This window comes from Rhizobium giardinii bv. giardinii H152 (assembly GCF_000379605.1).
GTDB classification, from domain to species: domain Bacteria; phylum Pseudomonadota; class Alphaproteobacteria; order Rhizobiales; family Rhizobiaceae; genus Pararhizobium; species Pararhizobium giardinii.
The window spans coordinates 291,240-312,630 of the sequence record NZ_KB902713.1 but is presented as its reverse complement, the minus strand read 5'-3'; the positions used below and the strand labels follow the sequence as shown (position 1 = coordinate 312,630).

At 58.5% G+C, this 21,391-nt stretch carries 21 protein-coding genes and 5 pseudogenes; 8 read left to right on the top strand and 18 right to left on the bottom strand.

Annotated elements, in window-relative coordinates; translation table 11 throughout:
* Nucleotides 1–7 precede the first annotated feature (7 nt).
* The gene (trbI, locus tag A3AY_RS36375) at nucleotides 8–1,348 is read left to right on the top strand and encodes an IncP-type conjugal transfer protein TrbI (RefSeq protein ID WP_051108422.1); all 1,341 of its coding nucleotides are present in this window, start codon (nucleotides 8–10) and stop codon (nucleotides 1,346–1,348) included.
* A gap of 24 nt (nucleotides 1,349–1,372) precedes the next feature.
* On the top strand, nucleotides 1,373–1,756 hold the full coding sequence (locus A3AY_RS0128175; protein ID WP_154663341.1) for a hypothetical protein: 384 nt from the start codon (nucleotides 1,373–1,375) through the stop codon (nucleotides 1,754–1,756).
* Between the two features lie 43 nt (nucleotides 1,757–1,799).
* On the opposite strand, the gene A3AY_RS0128170 is transcribed toward A3AY_RS0128175, so the two are convergent.
* From A3AY_RS0128170 to A3AY_RS0128155, 3 genes are all read right to left on the bottom strand, one after another.
* Nucleotides 1,800–2,507, bottom strand: a complete 708-nt coding sequence (locus tag A3AY_RS0128170) for an autoinducer binding domain-containing protein (RefSeq protein WP_026203925.1) — start codon at nucleotides 2,505–2,507, stop codon at nucleotides 1,800–1,802.
* Between the two features lie 673 nt (nucleotides 2,508–3,180).
* Nucleotides 3,181–3,384 carry a hypothetical protein gene (locus A3AY_RS0128160; RefSeq protein ID WP_040669328.1) on the bottom strand — a complete coding sequence of 68 codons (204 nt, stop codon included), beginning with the start codon at nucleotides 3,382–3,384 and terminating at the stop codon, nucleotides 3,181–3,183.
* Between the two features lie 157 nt (nucleotides 3,385–3,541).
* A complete protein-coding gene (locus tag A3AY_RS0128155; protein WP_026203923.1) occupies nucleotides 3,542–4,282 on the bottom strand; it encodes a response regulator transcription factor in 741 nt (246 codons plus the stop codon).
* 319 nt (nucleotides 4,283–4,601) lie between these two features.
* On the opposite strand from A3AY_RS0128155, the gene A3AY_RS36370 reads away from it, so the two are divergent.
* Nucleotides 4,602–5,333, top strand: coding sequence for a winged helix-turn-helix transcriptional regulator (locus A3AY_RS36370; protein WP_018329018.1), 732 nt, complete (start codon nucleotides 4,602–4,604; stop codon nucleotides 5,331–5,333).
* A gap of 5 nt (nucleotides 5,334–5,338) precedes the next feature.
* The gene (locus tag A3AY_RS0128145; RefSeq protein WP_018329017.1) at nucleotides 5,339–6,751 is read left to right on the top strand and encodes an amidohydrolase family protein; all 1,413 of its coding nucleotides are present in this window, start codon (nucleotides 5,339–5,341) and stop codon (nucleotides 6,749–6,751) included.
* 764 nt (nucleotides 6,752–7,515) lie between these two features.
* Here A3AY_RS0128145 and A3AY_RS0128135 read toward each other — a convergent pair.
* The 5 genes from A3AY_RS0128135 to A3AY_RS0128115 all read right to left on the bottom strand — a co-directional run bounded on the left by A3AY_RS0128135 (nucleotide 7,516) and on the right by A3AY_RS0128115 (nucleotide 11,276).
* Nucleotides 7,516–7,818, bottom strand: coding sequence for a type II toxin-antitoxin system RelE/ParE family toxin (locus A3AY_RS0128135; RefSeq protein ID WP_018329015.1), 303 nt, complete (start codon nucleotides 7,816–7,818; stop codon nucleotides 7,516–7,518).
* A gap of 8 nt (nucleotides 7,819–7,826) precedes the next feature.
* A complete protein-coding gene (locus A3AY_RS0128130; protein ID WP_018329014.1) occupies nucleotides 7,827–8,102 on the bottom strand; it encodes a ribbon-helix-helix domain-containing protein in 276 nt (91 codons plus the stop codon).
* 115 nt (nucleotides 8,103–8,217) lie between these two features.
* On the bottom strand, nucleotides 8,218–9,579 hold the full coding sequence (locus A3AY_RS36365) for an MmgE/PrpD family protein (protein ID WP_018329013.1): 1,362 nt from the start codon (nucleotides 9,577–9,579) through the stop codon (nucleotides 8,218–8,220).
* 52 nt (nucleotides 9,580–9,631) lie between these two features.
* Nucleotides 9,632–10,708 (bottom strand): hypothetical protein, encoded by a 1,077-nt coding sequence (locus tag A3AY_RS0128120; RefSeq protein WP_018329012.1) that lies wholly within the window; start codon nucleotides 10,706–10,708, stop codon nucleotides 9,632–9,634.
* Between the two features lie 196 nt (nucleotides 10,709–10,904).
* Nucleotides 10,905–11,276, bottom strand: coding sequence for a helix-turn-helix domain-containing protein (locus tag A3AY_RS0128115; RefSeq protein WP_276325122.1), 372 nt, complete (start codon nucleotides 11,274–11,276; stop codon nucleotides 10,905–10,907).
* 195 nt (nucleotides 11,277–11,471) lie between these two features.
* On the opposite strand from A3AY_RS0128115, the gene A3AY_RS0128110 reads away from it, so the two are divergent.
* Nucleotides 11,472–11,693, top strand: coding sequence for a helix-turn-helix domain-containing protein (locus tag A3AY_RS0128110; RefSeq protein ID WP_018329010.1), 222 nt, complete (start codon nucleotides 11,472–11,474; stop codon nucleotides 11,691–11,693).
* 51 nt (nucleotides 11,694–11,744) lie between these two features.
* Here the strand turns inward: A3AY_RS0128110 and A3AY_RS0128105 are convergent, their stop codons facing one another.
* From A3AY_RS0128105 to A3AY_RS38365, 8 genes are all read right to left on the bottom strand, one after another.
* The gene (locus tag A3AY_RS0128105; RefSeq protein ID WP_018329009.1) at nucleotides 11,745–12,593 is read right to left on the bottom strand and encodes a carbon-nitrogen hydrolase family protein; all 849 of its coding nucleotides are present in this window, start codon (nucleotides 12,591–12,593) and stop codon (nucleotides 11,745–11,747) included.
* The gene (locus A3AY_RS0128100; RefSeq protein ID WP_018329008.1) at nucleotides 12,590–13,243 is read right to left on the bottom strand and encodes an RraA family protein; all 654 of its coding nucleotides are present in this window, start codon (nucleotides 13,241–13,243) and stop codon (nucleotides 12,590–12,592) included. The genes A3AY_RS0128105 and A3AY_RS0128100 overlap by 4 nt, the downstream gene beginning before the upstream one ends.
* A 32-nt stretch (nucleotides 13,244–13,275) precedes the next feature.
* On the bottom strand, nucleotides 13,276–14,142 hold the full coding sequence (locus A3AY_RS0128095; RefSeq protein WP_018329007.1) for a TauD/TfdA dioxygenase family protein: 867 nt from the start codon (nucleotides 14,140–14,142) through the stop codon (nucleotides 13,276–13,278).
* A 113-nt stretch (nucleotides 14,143–14,255) separates the two neighbouring features.
* A complete protein-coding gene (locus A3AY_RS0128090) occupies nucleotides 14,256–15,341 on the bottom strand; it encodes an ABC transporter ATP-binding protein (RefSeq protein ID WP_018329006.1) in 1,086 nt (361 codons plus the stop codon).
* Entirely contained in the window at nucleotides 15,338–16,141 is an 804-nt protein-coding gene (locus A3AY_RS0128085) for an ABC transporter permease (protein WP_018329005.1), read from the bottom strand. The genes A3AY_RS0128090 and A3AY_RS0128085 overlap by 4 nt, the downstream gene beginning before the upstream one ends.
* The gene (locus A3AY_RS0128080; RefSeq protein WP_018329004.1) at nucleotides 16,138–17,037 is read right to left on the bottom strand and encodes an ABC transporter permease; all 900 of its coding nucleotides are present in this window, start codon (nucleotides 17,035–17,037) and stop codon (nucleotides 16,138–16,140) included. The genes A3AY_RS0128085 and A3AY_RS0128080 overlap by 4 nt, the downstream gene beginning before the upstream one ends.
* A 13-nt stretch (nucleotides 17,038–17,050) precedes the next feature.
* A complete protein-coding gene (locus tag A3AY_RS0128075; RefSeq protein ID WP_051108426.1) occupies nucleotides 17,051–18,061 on the bottom strand; it encodes an ABC transporter substrate-binding protein in 1,011 nt (336 codons plus the stop codon).
* A 153-nt stretch (nucleotides 18,062–18,214) separates the two neighbouring features.
* Nucleotides 18,215–18,397, bottom strand: coding sequence for a helix-turn-helix domain-containing protein (locus A3AY_RS38365; RefSeq protein ID WP_083926054.1), 183 nt, complete (start codon nucleotides 18,395–18,397; stop codon nucleotides 18,215–18,217).
* Between the two features lie 119 nt (nucleotides 18,398–18,516).
* Between A3AY_RS38365 and istB the strand changes: the two are divergent.
* Nucleotides 18,517–19,371: pseudogene (gene istB / locus A3AY_RS40200) on the top strand (IS21-like element helper ATPase IstB).
* Between the two features lie 137 nt (nucleotides 19,372–19,508).
* Here the strand turns inward: istB and A3AY_RS36355 are convergent.
* Nucleotides 19,509–19,974: pseudogene (locus A3AY_RS36355) on the bottom strand (transposase); the annotation flags it as partial.
* Between A3AY_RS36355 and A3AY_RS40880 the strand changes: the two are divergent.
* Nucleotides 19,966–20,094, top strand: a pseudogene (locus A3AY_RS40880) (IS110 family transposase); the annotation flags it as partial. The pseudogenes A3AY_RS36355 and A3AY_RS40880 sit on opposite strands and share 9 nt — an antisense overlap.
* A gap of 163 nt (nucleotides 20,095–20,257) precedes the next feature.
* A pseudogene (gene trbI / locus A3AY_RS36350) lies at nucleotides 20,258–20,923 on the top strand (IncP-type conjugal transfer protein TrbI); the annotation flags it as partial.
* Nucleotides 20,924–20,973: 50 nt separating this feature from the next.
* On the opposite strand, the pseudogene A3AY_RS38355 reads toward trbI (A3AY_RS36350), so the two are convergent.
* Nucleotides 20,974–21,382: pseudogene (locus A3AY_RS38355) on the bottom strand (ATP dependent DNA ligase); the annotation flags it as partial.
* Nucleotides 21,383–21,391 lie beyond the last annotated feature (9 nt).

The window sequence follows — 21,391 nt, the reverse complement described above, 5'->3', positions numbered from 1 at the left end:
CAACAGCATGGTGCAATCCCTGCAGCTGGGAGGCACGTCCTCGAAGGACGAGCAACACGGAGGTATCCGACGGATAAATCGCTTGCCCGTCGTCGTCGTCATCAGTCTCGCGCTCCTGTTTTTCGCAGTGATCATCTACGGGCTTTCCTCGCGCGGTCTGTATTTCCACGGGGAGCCGGGTGTCGATGCCGCCTCGAACACGCCCGCTTCCACCTTCGCAGACCAGCTGAAGCGGGGCGTCGCGGATGGCATCATCGGAGAACCAAGCCAAACTCAGGTGTTTCAGCCCACGCCGGTCATCCAGGAGCGGGTTGACCCGCCTGAGCGACGCCTGACGCTCGATCAACCGGAAGAGCCGGTTGTCGATGACGAGCTTGAGCCCGAGAAGGAATGGCTTGCACGGCTGGAACGCGAACAGAAAGAGCAATATCTGCGCGAACAACAACGCCAACGGATGGCGCGATTGCAGGCGAAAAGTGCTGCACTCGATTCACCTCTCACCGTGGACGTTCGCAATGTGGATGCGGACGTCTCACGTGCCGACCCGTCCGCAAGCAAAACCGGGCAGGAGGCATCCCCAAGTAACGCTGCCGATCTCTACGCCGCCGCCCTGCGATCGGGCTTGGGCGGACAGAATGTCGATCCGAACGGACAGACCAGAAAAGCCGATTTCTTCAATCAGGACGTCAACGACCTGGGCTATTTGCCAAACCCCGTCGTCTCCCCGATCTCACGATTCGAACTGAAGCGTGGATCGATTATCCCTGCAACCCTGATCACCGGCATCAACTCCGACCTTCCCGGCCGGATCATCGCGCAGGTCAGCCAGCACGTGTTTGATAGCGCCACCGGCCACAAACTGCTGATCCCGCAAGGAACGAAGCTGTTTGGACGCTACGACGCCGACGTTTCCTTCGGGCAATCACGTGTCCTTGTGGTTTGGACCGACATCATTTTCCCGAATGGCTCCACTTTGCAGATCGGCGGCATGGCCGGGATTGACGCGCAAGGCTACGGTGGGTTCAAGGACAAGGTCGACCGGCACTATCTCAGAACGTTCGGCTCTGCGGCGCTGCTCGCGATCATTGGCACCGGGATCGACATGTCGGTTCCCGAAAGCTCCACGCTTGCGACCCAAGATACCGCTTCCGACGCCGCGCGTCGCAATTTTGCCGAGACGTTTGGGCGCATTGTCGAGAGAACGATCGATAGGAACTTGAATGTACAGCCCACCCTGGAAATCCGGCCGGGGTATAAATTCAATGTCCTCGTCGACCAGGATATCGTGTTCCCATCCGCATACCGTCAAGGCTCACTGCCTGGAGATCTGGCTTTCAAGCCATGGTAACCCGATCTCAAAATTGGATATAGTTTGACGACTTTTAAGAGAGTGTTGCGATGCTTCAACTACCATGAAACCGAGCGGCCTGCCCGCATGATGGCAGCGCGCGTGGGCGGCAAGCCCGAAGACGTGATCCGCGCGGCGCTCGAACCCGCGATCATTTTGCGGTCCCGGCGCGGCCCGGAATTGTCGATGATTTTTGGCGGTTCATCACTGAGCAACATCGAACTCTCGTCTCGTTCGATGTTGCTCAGGCGCGTACGGCAGCAGAGACTTATGGCCGATGTGGTAAAGGTTGCACTCAAAGGCCACGCTGACCTGGCCACTGTGCCGCATACGCGCTCGCCAAAAACTATTCGACGCATCTTCTCTTCACGGCCACAACTTCACAAGGATATCGAGCCATGGCACTGATTGGATGCGCATTTGCACGCGCAAACCGTCCCGGAAAAATCGATTAGATCAGGCTCAGTTTAGTCGCGAGCGCCGTCGCTTGTGGAAGAGTATAGACTTGGAGCTTCGCTTTCGCATTGTTGATGTGGAACGCGACGGTATTGTATGCGAGACCTTCCACGTCTGCGATATCCGCCATTTTCATGCCCTCAGCTATCATTTTTAGAAATGTAGCCTCTCTTGAGCTCAAGTTGGCAAGTTTCTGTGATGCCTCCGGTGCCCGGGCGAACCTCCCGTGAAGCAGCGCCACCGCTGAAACCGCGGCTGCGATATCCAACTCCGCGGTACTGGTTCGATCCGCGTCACGCGAAGAAGCAAGCGTCAAGAGTGCGAACTGTCCGATGCCAGTTCGCATCGGAATTGAAAGGCCGGAGCGAATACCGAAACTTGCCGCCTCATCGCAAAAGCGTTTCACATCATCCGTTGCGCGTCGTCTCTCCCGTTCGATTGACCACTCGAATGGACGCTTGATTCGCTTGGCACTCGTTATAACGGGATCGACGATAGTATAGGATCCCGCCAGGTAAATTGCCTTCCATTCCTCCGGATAGTCCGACACCGCATTCACCTTGTGAGCATGTAGATTGACGAATGCGAAGTAGTCGTAGTCGTAGCTCGCTCTCAAGCGGCTCAATGCGCGCTTCAATGCCTTGTCACTCGATGTCCCACCGACTGCATCGATGAGTTCACGGAAAAAACGATTACGCTTCATGGAATCAATCTCCATCCGAACGATGGCCATGCCGCACAGGGTAAGAGTTACTAAAGGCAGCACCGGCATTTGACTGCGTTGGCACTCCGGGTGCGCAGTTATTTTGGAACAGTCCAGGCCCGGTTTAGCAATCCAAACTCACCGGGGTTCCGCAACCCGTTCTAGCTGCTGATGGCAGTTTGTACAACCTTAAGGCTTCCCCGAAACAAAACTTAACAATTGGCGATGGCTGTCCGGCTCCTGCGCGGAGCGCAAGTTGTCCTGCGGCCTCCTCCAACTCGAAGTTTGAGACACGATCAGAAAATGTAAGGTCACCACGACTCTCGTGCCGGGGCGACTGCACGGGCAGCAGCTGAATTGCGCTTTTGAGCTTCGGAGAACGGGGGCAAAATCCTGAGCAGTTTCTCGCCGGTTTGGTCGACCCACGTCTGTCGTGCCATGCCGCCATGCGTCTGGCTTTTGCAATTCAACGGGAAAGTTCGGTGCAGCGCACCGCCATTCGCTACTCCATCACGAATGCTGTGGCCACGGCGAAAAACGTCGACCCGAGCAGGATCACGGCGCCGATTGCAACGCTCTGCATCAAGTTCATGCGCCTTGTATGCTTCCCATCCCAATCGTATGCCATCTTCACGTCTCCGCAATGGATCCAGGTGTATCGCCGAGAGGCGTATCAAATGGCCCCGCGCTGTCGATCGGTGGTGCCGAAGTTAAGTTGAGGCATCGGGCCTTCACCCGTGTGCATCGTGATGATCTGTGCATTAACGGTCAGGCCGAGCTTATGGACGCGCCGAATTGCGTCGTTCGTGATGCGCATGGCTTCTGCAAGATGGTGTTCTGCTTCAGCACGTTCTGCGATGAGAGATGCTTCAACCATTTTGGCTTTATGCATTAGTTTGTGGTGAGTTTCCACCCGCGACGTCAAACCAGCTTTGCCTCTTCCTGTCGATATAAGGACATAGCGGGCCTTGCGGCAGTGTACGACCCCGGCTATGCCCCCTGCTGTCAGTCTTGCGAATTCAAGCCCACAATGATTACGTCAGGTGGTCGCGTTCGACGTCGGCGGTGAATATATAACCGCCAAGCCTGATAGTTTTGATGAACTGCGGGCGACGCGGGTTTCTCTCGATCTTGCATCGCAAGCGGCGGATGTGAACGTCGATGCTCCGCTCCCCCGGTTTGCCGACGCCCACATGGGCGAGATCCAGAAGCTCCGCCCTCGTCATGACCCGGCCCGGATTGCGACAAAAGGCAAGCAGGATGTCAAATTCGGCGGCCGTGAGGGATGTCGCCCTGCCTGCAGGATCATAGACGAGGCGAAGCCGCGGATTGATCCGCCAGTCCCCAAACCGTAACCCCGCCGTAGCGGGACCGCTCGCGTCGCTGGTCTTTGCCCGGCGCATAAGCGTGCGAATCCGCGCAACCAGTTCGCTGATATGGAAAGGTCGCGACAGGCAGTCGTCCGCTCCCGCATCAAGTCCTGCAATCCTTTCCCTCCTGGTTGCGCTGTTGATGAGTAGGATGAGCGGAATGGTGCTCTGGTCGCGGATGGCGTCGCAGACAAGAAGGCCGTCCGCTGCCACAAGGGTGCAGGTGACGACAAGATCGAATGGACGGCGTGCCAGCAAGGCGCTTCCGTCGGACCATTGTGCAGTCCGCGTGATTGCAAACCCTGCCGCTGACAGGCCACTTGCAACGCTGCCAAGTCCCGCGTCATCTCCGAGTAAAAGAATGCTGGGGACCGGTTGTGAACTAGCCTTTTCAGATGCCGGCATGTCGCGCCCTCGCTTCCCACAGGGGCCAAAGCCCAGTCTCTACGACAATTCGCTTGAAACAGGGCATGTTTCCGTGGGCTGAGAAACACGGCAACTGGTAAAAGTATCAGTGCCCTTATTGTCCCAAAGCGACCGAGCCCCAGGCATTCGACCAGCCACGCGAGACCAAATCTGTCGCCGCGCAACAAATCTTAATATGCAACAATAAAGTGCTGTTTGAATTTTGCGCAACTGCGTGAGAGGCTAATGAAAGCCGTTCCAGTCAGGTCCGGCCGCCTCAGTTGCAGCCGAGGCGCCATACCGAGGGGACGTGAGACGCGTGATCATCGTCATCACATCGAGCGACCCGCAATGTTCGTTGTTTCTGCGGCATATTCTTGCGCAGCAAGGGTTTGAGGCCATGTTGGCATCGGATTGCGAAGAGGCTCTGTCGCTGACGAGAGGCGGTCTCGTGGATGCATTGGTCGTGGACTGGAAAGCAGCCTATGCGATTGCGCTTTGTGGGACACTCAAGGCGGCACCGCAGACACGGGGCGTCACCCTGATTGCCCTGATTGATCCCGCGGCGGCGACAGAGTATCCGCGCTACATCAATGCTGGGGTCGACATAGCATTCGTCAGACCGGTGGATCCAGTGCGAATTCTGGACGTCCTCAGAACAGAACCCGCATCTTTAGTGAAGGAGAACTCGGTCCTCACGCGGCATAGCAGGCTCAGACACGCTGATATCGTCCTTGAGGCCCTAGAATGTCGGGTCTTCCGCAACGGCCGGGAGGTTCAGCTGCGACTGATCGAATTCAACCTTCTTCGATGCCTCATCGAGCGGCAGGGGCAGGTCATGAGCCGCGGTGAGCTGATAGCCGGCGCCTGGCCCAAGGGGGTCTTTGTCGATGCCCGCACGGTCAATGTCCACATCGGGCGCCTGCGAAAGTCCCTGAATTTTGTTCCGGGCGAGGATCCGATCCGAACGGTCCGCGGCGTTGGCTACGCGCTGAATATGACTGAAATGGACATCGAGGGCGGATGTCCCTCCAGGATAAGCCAAGGATAAGCCGGATGAGCATAGGTTTTCGCGATACCGTCGTCATCAATGGCAGCGTGATCACGGGCGACGGGAGGACTTTTCTCGAAAAGGCTATCGTGCGCCTGCGCGACGACAGGATCGTCGAGGTTCGCGAAGGCACCGAGATGGCAACCGAGGGCGCGTTCATAATAGATGCCACCGGGTGTACGGTCATGCCGGGCATTATCAACGCCCATGCGCACGGCTGCATCCATGGCCCCACCATGCCAAGCGGCTCGATGCCGTTTGCTGAGCACCATGTCGCATATTTCCGCAACCGGCACCTTTTGTCAGGAACGACGACGCTGCTCAACGTCTGCGGCCTGGCGGCGCCAGATGAAATCTGCCCTCCTGAGACAGAGCACCATCCGCTCGACATTCATGTATCGACCGCACATACGCCGAGCAACATCGCCGCGGCGATGGAGATCGACGGTAAGGGATTGTCGGAGCGACATCGCGCCTTGACGATCGAGCAAATGATTGCCGACGGCGCCAAGGCGCTTGGCGAGGCGGGTGGTGGCCAGACGCTCGGCGGTGGAGCACAGGACTATCGCTTCATTCCTGCCGCCATTTTGACTGCGACAGGGGTCGCCGTTCACCCGAAGGTCGCACGTTCCTTGAAAGAAGCAGTGCTGGGTCGTTCGCTGAAAGGCGATGGGGCGGCCGACCAGCCTGTCCTTGAACAACTGATGGAGAGCTGCGGGCTGAAAGCCCATCTCGGCGTGGCAGAGATGCGCGAGCTGATCGTAAAGACCGTCATTCCGCCGGTCGCGCTGTCGCTTCAGGGGTTTTGGGAAATCGCCGCCCAAGCCACGCGTTTCGCTCTGCCGGCGATATTTCACACGGCGTTGCCGACGATCGAAACCTTGCTGAAGATCGCGGCAAGTAACCCGGCATGCGTGATGGTCGCAGGACACGCCAACCACCCTTCCTTCTTGCCGGAGGAAGCGGTGCGCTTCGGGCTCGAGCTTCGCAACCGGGGTGCTGCAATCGACGTTTCGACGCTTGACTGCGTCCATACACGCTGGCGCAACGATCCGGATAATCTGGACGCACTTATCGAGGCGGGGCTGGCCGATACGATATCGACGGACTTTGCGGGCGGCGATTGGGACAGCATTCTGTCGGCGGTCCAACGCATGGTGACGAAGCGACAATTATCGGCGCCAGCGGCGGTCGCTCTTGCCACCGGCAACGTCGCCCGGATTTTCCCCCAGCTTGCCGGCGACCGTGGGGTCCTCGAAACGGGCAGGCGAGCGGATCTCACGATCTCGGAAAGCCATAACCTAAGCCGTGTCCGTCATGTCATTATCAAGGGGGAGGTTGCGGTATGGAACGGAGGCCTCATCGACGGTAGTGGGCCTGTCGCCCGCACATCACCGGCGGAAATAACTGCGCTTTGATGCGAACCGGTCGCGTTGACACTATCCGAGGATTTCAAAACCAAGATTCATGCGGGGCGCCTCGACAAACGAAATGCCACACTTGCTTCCAACTGCAAGCAACAGTCTTCGGCCCGATCCAGGAGATGGGCATCGCAGAAGCGCTTTCGGCGAAGGCGGTCACGCAAGAGCACAGCCTCACCATAGGCGGCACACAGATCGCCTATGCGGCCATCCGTTTTCAGTGACTCTTTCAAGGTCGTGCGCAGATAGGGCAGTCTCATCATGAGCGCTGCGGCACCATACTTCTCAATATTGATACCCGAAGGTCATGTCACGACACTCTCCAATCCGGGATAACACAGTCGGGCTGGCTGTCGATCCACGGCGGCTACAATAAAATGAGAGCTTGATAACTCAGCCTGGCGCCGACAGCGAACGGAAACCACACGCGTTTTTGAGATCCCTATTCGGTCCGAGATCCTCCGGTTCGAGTGCGGCCAATGAAGAGCCAGCTTGTCGCCAATCCAGGCAACACCTCAACAGAGCCTCAGCCAAAAGGCGTACTGCGTTGCAGTAATTCAGCAACCGTACAATATTCGTTCCACGATGGTTCACGGGCTTTTTAGCAGGTCCTTGTTGACCTTCGGTTCGATTTTCCAACTTCGCGGTCGTTCTGGGCAAGGATTGGCATGGCGATGTTATGATGGGGCATTTTGGACCGCGAATTCTACTGAGTCGCTCTCGCTCTGGGGCGGCCCCCGGCCGCATTTGATCTAGCGGGCCTACTCGTCGTCGGGAAAAGCGATGTTTTGGCCGCCGTGGAAAACACGCAGAATGAACACCGTGTCGTTTTCCACGGTAAACGCTATACTCGCTTTGCCACGATAACCGACAACGCGAAGCCCCGGACGGAGGTCGGGACGCATAGCGCCCCGCTTAGGGAAGGTTTCAAAGCTAAGGCAGTAATCTATAATCTTACCGACGTAGCGGCGGGCCGTTTCCCGCCCCGCTTCGTCCATCAGATACACCAGCAAATTTTCGAGGTCGTCACTCGCCTGCGGCGCAAAGATAACGCGGTGGTTCATGCGCTGCGTTACTTTTTGCCGGGGGAGGCCATTCGGGCATCGAGCCTCCGGTTTACTTCCTCAAGGGAGAGAGCCCGCTCGGGGTGCGCCTTCATCTCGTCATACGTCGGCACGACTTCCTCGCGCAGCCATTTCTCAACGGCGGCGTCACGGGCGGCCAAGGTGCGCAGGCCGTCACGGATAACTTCGCTCTCGGTCGCATATTCGCCGGAGATGACTTTGGCTTTGACCATCTGCGCCATTTCAAGGGGCAGTGTGATGGTCAGGGGTTGGGTTGTGCGCATGGCCGGTGTCCTTCGTTATCTCCTTATAGCACAGCGTATGATTAAATCACACGCTTTTCCTGAGAGGGAGAAAAGGGTCCACCCTCTCCCGTGAAACTTCGACGGCGAGGCTACACTACGAATTGCGCCTCGGTGACGTCTGGGCGGAGCCAAGTGCGTGAAGGAGCCGCGCACCATCATCAGACAACAGCCCCTGCACCGCCCCAATCAGCATCCCTTGCTGCGCTGGACTGATGATACCGCGCGTCACACTGAGGAACTTTTGTTCGAGTGCACCGAAGGTCAGCGGGCGTGCCGGATCGCCGACCGGTCCCGTCAGAGGAGACTGGAAACGGCCTCTGGGGGTGTCCACCGTAACCCGTGCCAATGTCTGATCGGGAAACTGCTGGTCTATCTCCGAATCCGTCGTCATCCGCACCCTTTGGGCGAAACGCGAAAGGTCTGCGCGACCAAGCAGGCTCACATCAACAGGAGCCAGCGCCGCCGCTCCGTCGATGGCCGCTACAGCGAGGCAATATGGCAGGCTGTACTGGATATCGACAGGATTTTCGGGGTTGGTCTTGTTGCCGAGCCTGAGCGCCCAGCCGAATGTGTCGACCGTGATGCCGATGACCTCCTCGGCCAGGAGGGCGTGCTCGGTCATGATGGCCAACAGAGCGTCGAGAGGCGCATGAATGTAGCGGCAGCAGGCATACAATTTGAAGTACGTCCCGCTAATTTCCCAGCGGTCGCCCAATTGGTCGAGGATCCTTTCGCGATCATAAAAGCCAGGATGGTCGAGGAGGTCGGTAGGTCCCGTGTGGCCGTTCATGGCCAGATGAAGGGCGGTGAGGCCAGTCGCAGCACTCCAGGCAATCCCCTCCTTCACATCGTTTCCAGTCAGCCTGGAATAGCCCGAACTTCCATTGGCCTGCTGATTGGGCGCGAGCACACCGGCGATCGCAAGACCCTGCGCAACATGATCCGGCCTTGCCCCAAAAAGGGACCCCGCCGCGGCGACAGCGGCAAAGGCTGCCCAACGGCCGGATTGGCGTGTCGGGATGCCTTGCGGATTTTGCGCTGCGGCGATCCGTACGCCGATGTCATAACCGGCGATGATTGCCGACACGAGTGCCCGGCCGGTCACTCTCGTTTGCGTGGCAAGAGTTAGGACCGTCGGGATCACGCAGGCGCCGGGATGGCCGCGTGCCGCACGGTGCCCGTCATCAAGATCAAGTGCGCAAGCTGCCGCCGCATTGCATAGGAGGGCGGCAACAGGAGCTGCTGTCTTTGCCGACATCCATACGGGGGCGATGCCCTCGCCGAAGATGACCGCCGCAGACTGTCGCGCCGCGGCCGGACCTTTTGCCCCGGCGCCGGCAATGGCAGCACCCAGAAGATCAAGGATGCAGCGCAGTGCCATTTCATCGATGAAGGCCGGTCGCGCCGCCTGTGGGACGCTGCAGATGTGGTCCGCCAATATGCCTGTCAGATACATGATGCTGTTCGACCTCACATTTCTCGTATCCGGGGTTTGATGCGGGCAGATTTCAATCGGCAGCCGCAATCGTGTCGCGCGCCTTCTGGTATTTCTCGTAGGTTGCCTGGGCAACATAGAGGTCGAGCATGGGCAGACCGACGCAGGTGATGCAGACCGGTCCGTCGGGCTTCGAATACCAGTCCTGCGTCGTGGAAAGTTCGTGAACCCCAAGGAGCGGTCCCGCGGTCTCCAAGGACAAGCCGTTGCGCCAAAAATGCAGGGCCAGGCTTTGCGACCGTCGGTGAGACACCATGGCTAGGCTGTCACAGACAAGCGTGCCGGTGCGGAGCGCCCGCTGGAGATATGATTGCGGAACCTCGTCACCGCCCAGATGCAATGTCACGGCATTTGCAGCAAGTTCCCGGTCTTCAAAGACGGGTTGCCGTGCGTTCGATGCCGTAACGACGAATTCACAGCCGCAAAGCGGGTTGTTGTCCGTCACCGGGATCAGCGGGATGATTGTTTGCGGCTGCATATGCGCGACCATGGAAGCTGCCCCTTCATACGTCCGGCTGCGCACGAGGATCTCCCGGATTCTATCCGAGCCGACATGATCCAGGCACAAGATCACGTCTCTCGCGATCGGCCCTGCACCGAAGATGAAGACCGAAACCACGCCACGCTCCGGAAAGCAGCGCTCAAACACGGTCGATGCATAGGTTCCGGTGCGTCTCGCCGATATTGCCGTGCCGTCGAGGACCGCGATTGGACGCATTGTCATCTTTTCCAGAAGAACAATCGTCGATGTCGAGCGGGGCAGGCCGAGCCTGCGGTTGAACGCATTGGCGCCGATGATCTTGACCGCGCCGAACTGCGTATTGACGCTGTAGAGGGACGACAGCTTCCATGCGAGGCGCTGATCGGTAAAGTCGGACTTGAAGGCGCTGAACTCCGGCCTTTCCCAGAAGTCCTTCTCGGGCAGGGACAGGACGGCTTTGCCGCCGTACGCTTTCGCCGCCCGGATATCGCTCCACGCTGTAGTGATCGTTTCGTGGAGTTCTGCCATCGTCAGGTTCGCCTGCGTCGATTGCAACTCGTCGAGCCCGAGAAACAGGATGGGTTCGCTAAACCCTGCGTGCTGATTCATGGTTGATCCTCCTTGATCGAATCGCCGCAACCCTTGCGAGCGCCGGCCAAATCTTATGCTGTGCCGGCTTACGAGTGGGGTGACGTTTTCGCAAAGCTTCGGTTTCGCCGGTAAACCCACGGACACAGATCGGAGACATTTCGGCTAAACGACTAGCACGGAAGTCGGCTCGTACATTCGCTCAGCGTTACGGGACCTAATCGACGTATGTCGCATCGGAGATGGCGACCAGAAGCCCAATTAAGTTGCGGCGGACTTTCGGATCCGAAATCCGCTGGAATGCGCGGTTCACGACTATCCCTTCCGGTGTAGACACATAGGCAAGGACGGCTCGGTCGATTGCGTGCGCTGGGTCATCGACACCAAAGTCCGACGCCGCCAATGGCTCGAAGAAGGAAGCGACAGGGACGTCAAGCTTTTTCGCGATCTGGCGCAGTCGGCCGGCTCCGACCCGCGAGCGACCGGTCTCGTATTTTTGCACCTGCTGGGCGCTGACACCGATGAAAAGCGCGAGCTCACGCTGATCCATTCCGGCGCTTCGCCGGTGATGGCGAATTCGCCGACCCACCGCAGTGTCTAAGACATTTGATTTTCGTGCGGACAGTGCCCTGCCTCCGCTAGCGCGGTCGAGTATAGTTCAATCCATCCGCCGTACGGCCCTGTTGAGCCCAGTATTCTGGTCCGGGCGCATGACAGCAGAACGACGAGGATTACATACTATAGTTGATAAACTAAATTTTTGCGGGCTGTCATCAGTTGGCGCATGGACATGCGCAAGTTGGTCGGTCGGAATTTTGCGCGCCTGCGTCGGGAAAAGGGTGTGACGCAGGAGGACCTCGCGGTGCGCTCCGGCTTCAGCCAGCAGTATTTGAGCGGCCTTGAACACGGCAAACGCAACCCGACCATTGTAACGCTTTACTTGCTCGCGCAGGCACTCGACGTCGACCACGTGGACCTCGTCCGTTCGGATTCGCAGGACTCTTAAACATCCGGGTGTTGGTATCCGAGCTTAAATCCCGAATGCACGCTCGCCCAATCATCTGGCGACGCGCACGTCAGCGCGGCCAAGATCGCGACGATGATCCTGCATGGGAATCCACTGCCGAACCTCCATCAAACGCGCAGCATCCAGTGACGCGGTCAGGACCGTAACGTCGCCGCCAGCACGCGCGACAACATCGCCCCAGGGATCGCAGACCATGGAGTGACCGTACGTTCGTCGTTCTTCCCCGTCGGGCGCTGGATAGGTGCCGCACTGGCCGCAGGCCGCAAAATAGACCTGGAATTCGATTGCCCGGGCCCTGCACAAGACCTCCCAGTGATCCTTCCCCGTCTGCTCGGTGAAGGCTGCTGGAAGAATGAAGAGGTCGACACCTTCGGCTGAAAGGCGATTGAACAGTCCCGAAAATCGAAGGTCGTAGCAGATGGCGCAGGCGATGCGGAAACCCTTGAGCTCATAGATGAGCAACTGATCGCCGGTCGCGACGGTTGCCGACTCAGCGTAGACCTTGCCGTCAGGGGCGGTGATGTCGAACAGGTGGATCTTGCGGTAGACACCCACCTCCCGGCCGTCGGAATCGAAGACGACCGTCGTGTTGTAGATCCGTTTCAAGCCGGGGTTTCGCTCAAGCAGGCTGCCGGCATGCACCCAGACGCGATGCCGGGCCGCGAACGCCTGGACCATCGCATAGGCTTCCCCGCCGGGGACATCATCGGCAGCACGGCGCTTTTCGTTAGGTGTGCCCCCGGTCCAGTCGAAGTGCTCGGGCAACACGATGAGGTCGGGATGCTCGCGCGCCACCGCCTGTTCCATCAGCGCTTCGGCGGTCTTCACGTTACGGTCCCGATCGGGCTGCGAATTCATCTGGATGAGCGCTATTTTCACGGGACGGCCTCCTGTTGAAAGTCGAAGATGGAGCGGCCTGCGGCGAGATGAGACCGCAATGCCGCCGAGCGGCGTTGGCGTTCGATCGCGAGCATGGCAAGGTCGGCCATCCGGATGGCATCGGCGACGAACACGCCCTCATTGTCTGCAAGAACCACGTATCCGGGCATTACGGCCGTCGCGCCGCAGGCGATCGGCACGTTCACCGAACCGCCGATCGAGAAGCTGCGGTTGGTGGTTTTCGACGAGCGTCCACGGCACCAGACCGGCAGGCCGATTGCGACCAGTTCCTCGACATCGGTGCAGGGCCCGTCGATGACAATCGCTGCTGCCCCTTTTGCCTTTGCGGCTGTGGCTACCCCACCACCGACGCATGCGATGTCGTCCCGGTCGACGCGCGAAATTACCAGCACGTCGCCCGGCAAGAGCAGGTCGATCGCCTTGTAGATGACAATGCCGTCGCGGCCGGGCGCCGCGACGGTGAGGGCCGAACCAACGGCACGTGCCGGAAAGACAGGCCGGATATCGTCGCTGACGAATCCGAGATGCTCGATATGTCCGATCGTCGCCGTTTCCACATCCCACAACATCTCCTGCAGGGCGATAGAAGACGATTGCGGGCGATCGTGAACGCGATAGACGGGCGTCATTGTGTCTCTCTTTCCGAAATCATGACGGGAGTTCAAACCGGGCGTTCGCCGGCCGTCGTCGTGCGATGCATGATGCGGATCAGCGACGGGTCAAACCCATCGCGCCGGTGCATGGTGCAGCGATTGTCCCACATCATGATGTCGCCTTCGTCCCATTGCTGGACGAAGACTTCTTGTCCCTTCGTGGTGTGCTGCCACAGTTCCAGGAGCAGGTCCTCGCTCTCATCCAGCGGCAGGCCGACGATCCACGCGCCCTCAGTCGTGCCGCCGAGATAAAGCGCCTTGCGGCCTGTCTCGCCATGGGTTCGTACCAGCGGATGAACAATACCGCTCCACTCCCGAAAATCCTTGGCTTCTGGCGCACTCTTGCCAAGCCGCAGTTTGCCGGTCTTGTCATAGACGTTCTGGAAGAAGATCTGCCGTCCGTCCGTCATCTTTTTCAACGAATCCGGTAAGCTCTCAAAGGCGCTGTAGGTCGACAGGAAATAGGTGTCGCCCCCAGAAGGCGGCACGGTAACGGCGCGAAGGATGGCACCTGCCGGCGGCCGCTCGTAAAACCATGTGTCGGTGTGCCAGGTCGCCTCGCTGTTGCCCATCGCCCCACTCGGCTTTCCGTCCTTCATGGCGTTGCTGATCACCAGGATTTCGGGATGGGTAGGATGCCCGCCTTCCTGCTTCTGTTTGGGGTGAATGACGAACTCCCCGAAATGGCGGGAGAATTCCACCTGCTGTGCATCGGTGATGCCGGCCTGCCGAAAGCGTAGCACGCCATATTGCAGCCAGAAGCGCCGCAGTTCCTCGATGTCATAAGCGTCGTAGGCGTTGAAATCGAATCCCTCGATATCGGCGCAAACGTTGCTATCGTTTTGGATCGCACGCAGTCGTTCTTTCGTCAGCATTTTTGTCTCCTTGTGTCGCCTTCCTCTAAGGCTGCGACAATCCTAGGGGCGGGCGTCTTGGGGGTTCCAATACCGATCGCCGGGAATTGATAAGGGCGGACGATGAATACGCATCAGTCGGCAAGGAGTTGCACGTCGTGCGGATCGACCCCGAGGGTGACCGTGCTTCCAGGCTCAGGCGGGAAAGATGACCGGCCTGAACGGATGAGCACGGTGAGTCTAAGCCCGTCGGCAATTTCCACCAGCAGTTCGATATGGGCGCCCAAATTGACGATCCGCCGCACCACCCCATCAAATTGGTTTTGTCCAACGATGTCCGCTTGCGTTTCTTCCAGAAGCACAATGCATTCGGGGCGAATGCAGCAGGATCGAATGGTCTGCGCACCACCGACGCACGCCGATCGAAGCACGATCGGACTTCCTTCGAGGGTGAGATGCAGGAATGGAGCCTCCCGCGCGCTCTTGCTGACGGACAGGACGTTGGACCGTCCAATGAAATCGGCGACGAAGCGAGTCGCCGGACTCCTGTAGATCGAATCCGGCTTGCCCTGCTGGGCAATCGCCCCCTGCCACATAACAACGATCCGGTCGGACATGGCCATCGCTTCCTCCTGGTCATGGGTGACGTAGACGAACGTCATGCCCAGTTGTTCGTGGATCTCCTTGAGCTCGATCCTCATGGCCTCGCGCAGTTTCAGGTCGAGGTTCGAGAGCGGCTCGTCGAGTAACAACACCGTTGGGCGGGGAGCAATGGCGCGCGCCAACGCCACCCGCTGCTGCTGACCACCGGACAGGGCTTTTGGATAGCGCCCACCGAGTCCGTCGAGACGAACGCTACGCAGCGCCGCCTGGACGGCTGGCTCGATTTCGGCTTTTGGTGTACTTCGCATGCGAAGCCCAAAACCGACATTGTCGGCCACCGTCATGTGCGGGAACAGCGCATAGTTTTGAAAGACAAGCCCAAGGTTGCGCCGCTCCGGCGGAACGCGTGTCTGGCTTCTTCCGCGAATACGGATATCGCCCAAACTCGGCGTGTTGAAGCCGGCAATCATGTTGAGTGTCGTCGTCTTGCCGCAGCCGGAGGGTCCGAGAATGCTGACAAATTCACCGCGTGGAATTTCAAGGTTCAGGTCCTGGATCACCGGCAGCCCCGCAAAGGACTTGCTAACCGAGACGAGTTCAATGTCAAAACTGTTCATTTGCTTCCACCATGGAGTTGAGTTGAGAAGCCACCTATTTTTTCAAACAGGAAGATCACCGTAAGGATGAAGATCATCGATGCGACGTTGACGGCTGCCATTACCGGATCGAGGCTGTATTCGAGGTAGTTGATCACCGCGATCGGCAGCGTCGTGTCGCCGGGGCGAACGAGAAAGACCGACAACGGAATGTTGTTGAACGAGATGATAAAGGCGAACGTGACGCCCGACAGCACGCCAGGCTTGATCATAGGCAAAACGATGTGCTGCAGCCGTTGACGTTTCGTGGCGCCAAGACTTTGGGCAGCGCGATCGAGATTTCCGTCGAAATTGGTAAGGGATGTCGCCGCCATGCGGGTTACGAAGGGCAAGGCAAGCACGACGTGAGCGGCAATCAGGGCCGGCGTGCCGAGTATGCCTTGCAGACCAATGATCGACAGGAACAGCACGATCGCCACGCCCTTGACGATCTGCGGCACCGATAGTGGCGATAGAAGACCTGCCATGATGAGCGCGCTGCCCGGAATCTTCTCATAGACGATCGCGTAAGCAGCAAGGATACCGAGCACGCCACTGATCGCGGCGACGACGGTTGCGATCCTGAAGCTCAGCAGAAATGGCTGCAGCCATCGATCGGAGAGCAGCGCACCGAACCACTCAAGCGTCCAGTCCCACGGCAGGAAGGTGACAGTCGATGACGGGCTTAAAGAGGCCGCGACCACCACGGCCAGCGGCAGGGTGATGAACGCCAGAACGACGCCTATCGCCAGCCAAAACAGACACGACAGCACCCCGTTCACGAGAATACTCCTTCGCTGTTGGTTCTTCGGTTGCTGCGGCGCGTTTCGTAGCGGATCCCGAGGAACGAGACGGTAAGCATCATGAGGAGAAGGGCGATTGCCATGACGGCGGCAAAGCGCCAGTCGATGTAGAATAGGACCTGCTCGTAGATCATGGTGGCCAGTACCTTGAAACGGGCACCGCCAAGAAGCGCCGGCGTGGCATATGCGCTGGCAGCCATCGTGAACGAGATCAAAAGCGAACTGACAATGCCCGGCACTGAAAGCGGCAGGACGATATGGCGAAGCACGGAGAGCCGGGATGCGCCCAGCATCTGCGCTGCCCGCTCAAGATTGGGATCGATGCCCTGGATACTCGTCGTCAGGGAAAGGATCCCGAAGGGCAAAATGACGTGCGTCAGACCAACCACGACGGCAAAAAGGTTCTTCGAAAGGGGAAGGGGAGAGGCGATGATCCCGAGGTTCAACAGCGCATCGTTGATGAAACCTCTATCCTCGAGAATGATGAGCCAACCGTAGGTGCGCAAAACAACGCCGGCCAGTTCAGGCGCCAGCGCCAGAGCAAAGACCACTGCCCGCCAGCGTGACCGGGAGCGTGCCAAATAGTAGGCAACGGGATAGCCGAAAACCGTCACGCAGACCGCGACGAGAATTGACATCACCGTGGTCCGATAGAGACCGGCAAGCGACAAGCCGTCCGAAAAGAACCGCTGATAATGGGCAAGCGTAGGCGCAAGGGTCTCACCGTCCGTGAAACTCATCCCGATCGTCGTACCCATGGGCAGGGCAAAGAACACGGTCAGTACGAGACAGGAAGGGGCGAGTACCAAATAGCCGGACGTTTTAGCGGGCGCAGGCGGCATCGCTGCCGGCGCGGTAAGTGCAATGGTAGACATGAAAACCCTCCTCTCAATTGGCCTGCGATACGACGTCGCGTTCCCAGCGCTCTCCCCATTCGCTGAGCTTCTCGGCGACGTGCGAGAGGTTCGGCAATTTCAGGCTCTTGAGATCCGCCTCCGTAGTGATCTGGCGCTTGCGGACATTGTCGGGGATGTCGATATCGGTCCGGGCGCTCCCGACCTTGTAGCTCGTCACCCAAGCTTCCTGGCTGGACTTCTCCAGAAAGAAGTCTATGAAGGCCATCGCGGCCTGCTTATTCCTCGCCCCCACCGGCACGTTGAGGGTCGCGATCAGGGGGATCGTGCCTTCCTTCGGGCGGACATAGTCGACCGGAACACCGAGATCGACGAGAAGCTGAGCACGTCCATTCCAGAACGGCATCGCCCACACGGTGCCGTCCTTGATGTAGCTTTCAAGGATTGCTGAGGACTGTTCAAAGCCGATGGACTGCCGGGCAAGCTCGGCCATGGCGTCAAAACCCGGATCGATGTGATCGATCATATCGCCACCGCGGGCGACCGACATGATTTCCATCAGGAAGACCGCCATGATGTTCTGGAATGTGGGTAGGATGATCTTGCCCTTGAGCTCGGGCGCTAGTAGCGACGACCAGGAGGTCGGAGGAGAGGGCAGCTTGTCGGTGCGATAAAGCAGCGACATATACTGCACCTCATGAACCGCGCCGCAGGGGCCAGCCACGGCCGCAAGGCTGGGGCCAAGTTTTCCAAGGTTTGAAATTACCGCTGCATCCAGCTTCTCCAGCAGCCCATCCTTGCAGCCTTGAAGTGACTGCGAGGCCGTCATTACAACGACGTCGAAGCCGGGCTGGCCCTGCGTGGCCTTAATTTTTGCATAGTCCTGAGAAGCCGATCCGACGGCGTCGTAAACAACGTCGATACCGGTCTTTTCCTCGAACGGCTCGATAATCCGCTCCTCGATGATCGCTTCGTATGGCCCGCCATAGCTGTTGACGACGAGGCTTTCGGCAACGGCCAGTCCAGGCGCTCCAACGAACGCCATCGTCAGGAAGAGAGGAAGGTATCGCGTTGCATTCACGGCAGGGTCTCCCGGTTGATTGTTCCCGGGGCGAATGGTGATGGGTGAGAGGAGACGCGTCTAATATGGATTGGCAGCAATTGTTATGGGTGTCCTATCAATGCACCCACTGAGAAGTCATTGCGACTTCTTAAGCAGGGCGGCAGCCTCCACTCCAAGAGCCGTCGAAAGCCGATCAAGTACTTCGATGCTCGGGCTATATATCGAACACTCAAGGGAGCTTATGTAGGTACGGCCAAGGTCGGCGCGGTGAGCAAACTCGACCCGCCAATCCAAAGCCGCGGGCACCCATGTGCTCATTGATCACGGAAGAGTGCGCGAGTTACTAAAACCGCTTTGCCTACGAGCCGGACGTGCAGTTAGCGTGCTCATCAGTTCGAGAACTGTGTGCGTTCCATCAACTTGCCCAATTCTACGGAATGCGCAGCGCCTACGACGAGATCATGGGAAACGGCATCAAACGCAGCACGAACCACCGCGCGTCGTCGGTGATCTCCTGCAGTCGGAGATCGCTAAGAAGCAGGCACGCTCGATCCGCTACCAGCTCAGCATCGCCAAGCGGCCGTTGGCAAAAGACATTGACGACTTCGACTTCGCCGACACGCCCGTCAATGAATCCCTGGTGCGCGAACTGGCCACCAACACTTTCGTCGCCGATCAGCGCAACGTCGTTCTCGTCGGTGGCACGGAGACAGGCAAGAGCCATCTGGCCATCGCGATTGCCCATGCTCTTATCCGCAACGGCACGCGCGGCCGCTTCTTCGATGTCGTCGATCTGGTCAATCGGCCGGAAACGGAAACGCGCAATGGCAAGCAGGTGCGGATTGCCGATTACCTCACGCGCCTCGACTTCATCATCCTCGATGAGCTCGGCTATCTGCCGTTCGCGCAGGCCCGGGGGTCAGCTCCTGTTCCATTTGATCAGCAGGCTCCACGAGCGCACCTCGATCATCGTCACGACGAACCTTGCCTTCGGCGAATGGCCGTCGGTGTTCGGCGATGCGAAGATGACAACGGCTCTCCTCGACCGTTTAACCCACCACTGCGAGATCGTGGAAACCGGAAACGAATCCTGGCGCTTCAAAAACTGCTCTCAAAGCTCACATGAGGATTTCGCCGTCAAGATCAATCATTGTTTCATAGCGTGCTCCTTTCGATACGTATCGGATCCATGGTCTAAGCCACTCTGCATGACGCGGCTCGTTTCCGTCGCCGGTTCAAACTCACATACGGTCGCCGTTTTGTCCGGCAGCACCACTATCCCGCTTGCGTAGCGGCAAGGCTCAGGAGAACGGGACCAATCTAAAGCGCGGCATTTGAAGCCCGACTTTGGAGGCGGTTCGCTCACCTGGATCCGCCAGGATTGATCAGTCCTGGAAGATTTGTGTGTTAGGTCATTGTATGGTCGTCGTCAGGCGGTCTTCATAACAGCCCCTTCGATGACCACACCCGCAGTGACAAACTTCCACAGCGCTATAAGGAGCTTGCGCGCAAGTGCCACAATCGCAGCTTTCTTTAAACGTCCACCATTCGACTGGACCCGATCCACAAACCAACGACTGAGCGCTGATGCTGGCTGATTGCGTAGCCATAGCCAGGACAATTGAATCATCGTGGTGCGCAACCGGGGATTCCCTGCTTTTGAGACCCCTTGTTCGTGGTCAATCGTCCCGCTCATCCATGGGGTCGGTGTCAAACCTGCATAGGCGGCAATCTGCTCGCCGATTATCAAAATGTCGGCACAGCGCTTCGGTCCAAAGGACGGCGGCAAACTCAGCGCCGACACCCTTTAAGGTAAGCAACATTGTCGGCGCCGGTGCCTCGGACGCTAGCGGCTTCCACCGTGGCGATTTGCAAGCAGCAACTGGCTTGAGGAGCTTTGCACCGGAGATGGCCGTGGCTTGCCGAAGCATCTCAAGACTCAAATAAATCGAGAACTCGACCGTCTTGATGCACTGGTCGAACATGTCGCCTTGATGATGCCTTCGCGGTCGGCTGGCAACGAATCGTCGAAATTTTGGATATCCCTTCGGCGTCCCTCATCTGCCAAGTCAGCATCCTGGTAACGGGTGAAGCGCCTGATGCACTGGGCAGCACATTAGCAAAGTTCGGATTCACCGACACTGTCGCGTCTTCGATCGGAGCCGGTGCGGCTAAGGGAACGGGCAGACGTCGAAGGAGGATTTCTTCAACAGCGATCTGAAGGACCTCGGCTATCTGCCGAACCGTGTCGTGCTGCAGCAAACGCTCTTTGAACTGAAACGCGGCTCGGTCATCCCGGCGACGTTGATCACAGGCATCAATTCCGACCTTCCAGGCCGCATTACCGCGCAGGTCAGCCAGAATGTCTATGACAGCGCGACCGGGCATCGGCTGCTGATCCCGCAAGGGGCGAAACTGTTCGGCCGCTATGACAGCAAGGTGTCGTTCGGGCAAAGCCGCGTTCTGGTCGTCTGGACCGACCTGATCTTCCCGAACGGATCAACGCTTCAGATGGGCGGCATGGCTGGGACCGATGCCCAAGGCTATGGCGGCTTCAATGATAAGGTGAACAACCACTATTGGCGGACCTTCGGTTCCGCGGCACTTATTGCGCTGATCGGGACGGGCATCGACGCGTCGATGCCGCAAAGCTCGACGCTCGCGACGCAGGAGACCGCGTCGGATGCGGCAAGGCGGAATTTCGCGGAGAGCTTCGGCCGCGTCGCCGAACAGACGATCAGCCGCAATCTCAATGTCCAGCCGACGCTAGAGATCAGGCCCGGCTACAAGTTCAACGTGCTCGTCGATCAGGATATTGTGTTTCCAAATTCCTATCAGAATTGATTGGCCGTCGAAGAGGAAGCGTAGTCCGGCCGGCCGCAGGGCGTGCGACATCACTGCCGGCCAAGCCGCGAGCGCTCTATTCGCTTGGGTGGCCGATTGGCAATGTCGAAGATGGCGGCGTTGTCCTGGATTTCCCGTAAACCCTATTGGATCCACGACGAAGATTGCAGTTATGCGTCCAACTGCGGACCTCGATTCGGCAATCAGGGTCGGCTGGACGAAGACCAGGTTTTTGCCCTTGAGCGGCACGACTTGTTTCGGTGTCTTCAGCTTATTGAGGGTCCTGCAAAGATATTCGACATCAGTCGTGTTGAAGCCGGTTCCAACGGAGCCGACATAGGCCCAGTCATGTCCTCTCCGTGCGGCAAGCAGGAGGCTGCCGATGCCGCCGCGTGCCGCAGCTGACTGTTCATAGCCGACGTCCATGAAGCTCTCACTCTAAATGCATTTGATTTTCAGCTAATCGCC

Bases quoted from the DNA above. Each gene is read 5' to 3' on its own strand.
- A3AY_RS36365 (WP_018329013.1), bottom strand. From the start codon at position 9,579: ATGTATCTGACAGGCATATTGGCGGACCACATCTGCAGCGTCCCACAG.
- trbI (WP_051108422.1), top strand. From the start codon at position 8: ATGGTGCAATCCCTGCAGCTGGGAGGCACGTCCTCGAAGGACGAGCAA.
- A3AY_RS0128160 (WP_040669328.1), bottom strand. From the start codon at position 3,384: ATGGTTGAAGCATCTCTCATCGCAGAACGTGCTGAAGCAGAACACCAT.
- A3AY_RS0128145 (WP_018329017.1), top strand. From the start codon at position 5,339: ATGAGCATAGGTTTTCGCGATACCGTCGTCATCAATGGCAGCGTGATC.
- A3AY_RS0128090 (WP_018329006.1), bottom strand. From the start codon at position 15,341: ATGAACAGTTTTGACATTGAACTCGTCTCGGTTAGCAAGTCCTTTGCG.
- A3AY_RS0128130 (WP_018329014.1), bottom strand. From the start codon at position 8,102: ATGCGCACAACCCAACCCCTGACCATCACACTGCCCCTTGAAATGGCG.
- A3AY_RS38365 (WP_083926054.1), bottom strand. From the start codon at position 18,397: ATGAGCACATGGGTGCCCGCGGCTTTGGATTGGCGGGTCGAGTTTGCT.
- A3AY_RS0128120 (WP_018329012.1), bottom strand. From the start codon at position 10,708: ATGAATCAGCACGCAGGGTTTAGCGAACCCATCCTGTTTCTCGGGCTC.
- A3AY_RS0128170 (WP_026203925.1), bottom strand. From the start codon at position 2,507: ATGAAGCGTAATCGTTTTTTCCGTGAACTCATCGATGCAGTCGGTGGG.
- A3AY_RS0128100 (WP_018329008.1), bottom strand. From the start codon at position 13,243: ATGACGCCCGTCTATCGCGTTCACGATCGCCCGCAATCGTCTTCTATC.
- A3AY_RS0128135 (WP_018329015.1), bottom strand. From the start codon at position 7,818: ATGAACCACCGCGTTATCTTTGCGCCGCAGGCGAGTGACGACCTCGAA.
- A3AY_RS0128155 (WP_026203923.1), bottom strand. From the start codon at position 4,282: ATGCCGGCATCTGAAAAGGCTAGTTCACAACCGGTCCCCAGCATTCTT.
- A3AY_RS0128080 (WP_018329004.1), bottom strand. From the start codon at position 17,037: ATGTCTACCATTGCACTTACCGCGCCGGCAGCGATGCCGCCTGCGCCC.
- A3AY_RS0128075 (WP_051108426.1), bottom strand. From the start codon at position 18,061: ATGGCGTTCGTTGGAGCGCCTGGACTGGCCGTTGCCGAAAGCCTCGTC.
- A3AY_RS0128110 (WP_018329010.1), top strand. From the start codon at position 11,472: ATGGACATGCGCAAGTTGGTCGGTCGGAATTTTGCGCGCCTGCGTCGG.
- A3AY_RS0128095 (WP_018329007.1), bottom strand. From the start codon at position 14,142: ATGCTGACGAAAGAACGACTGCGTGCGATCCAAAACGATAGCAACGTT.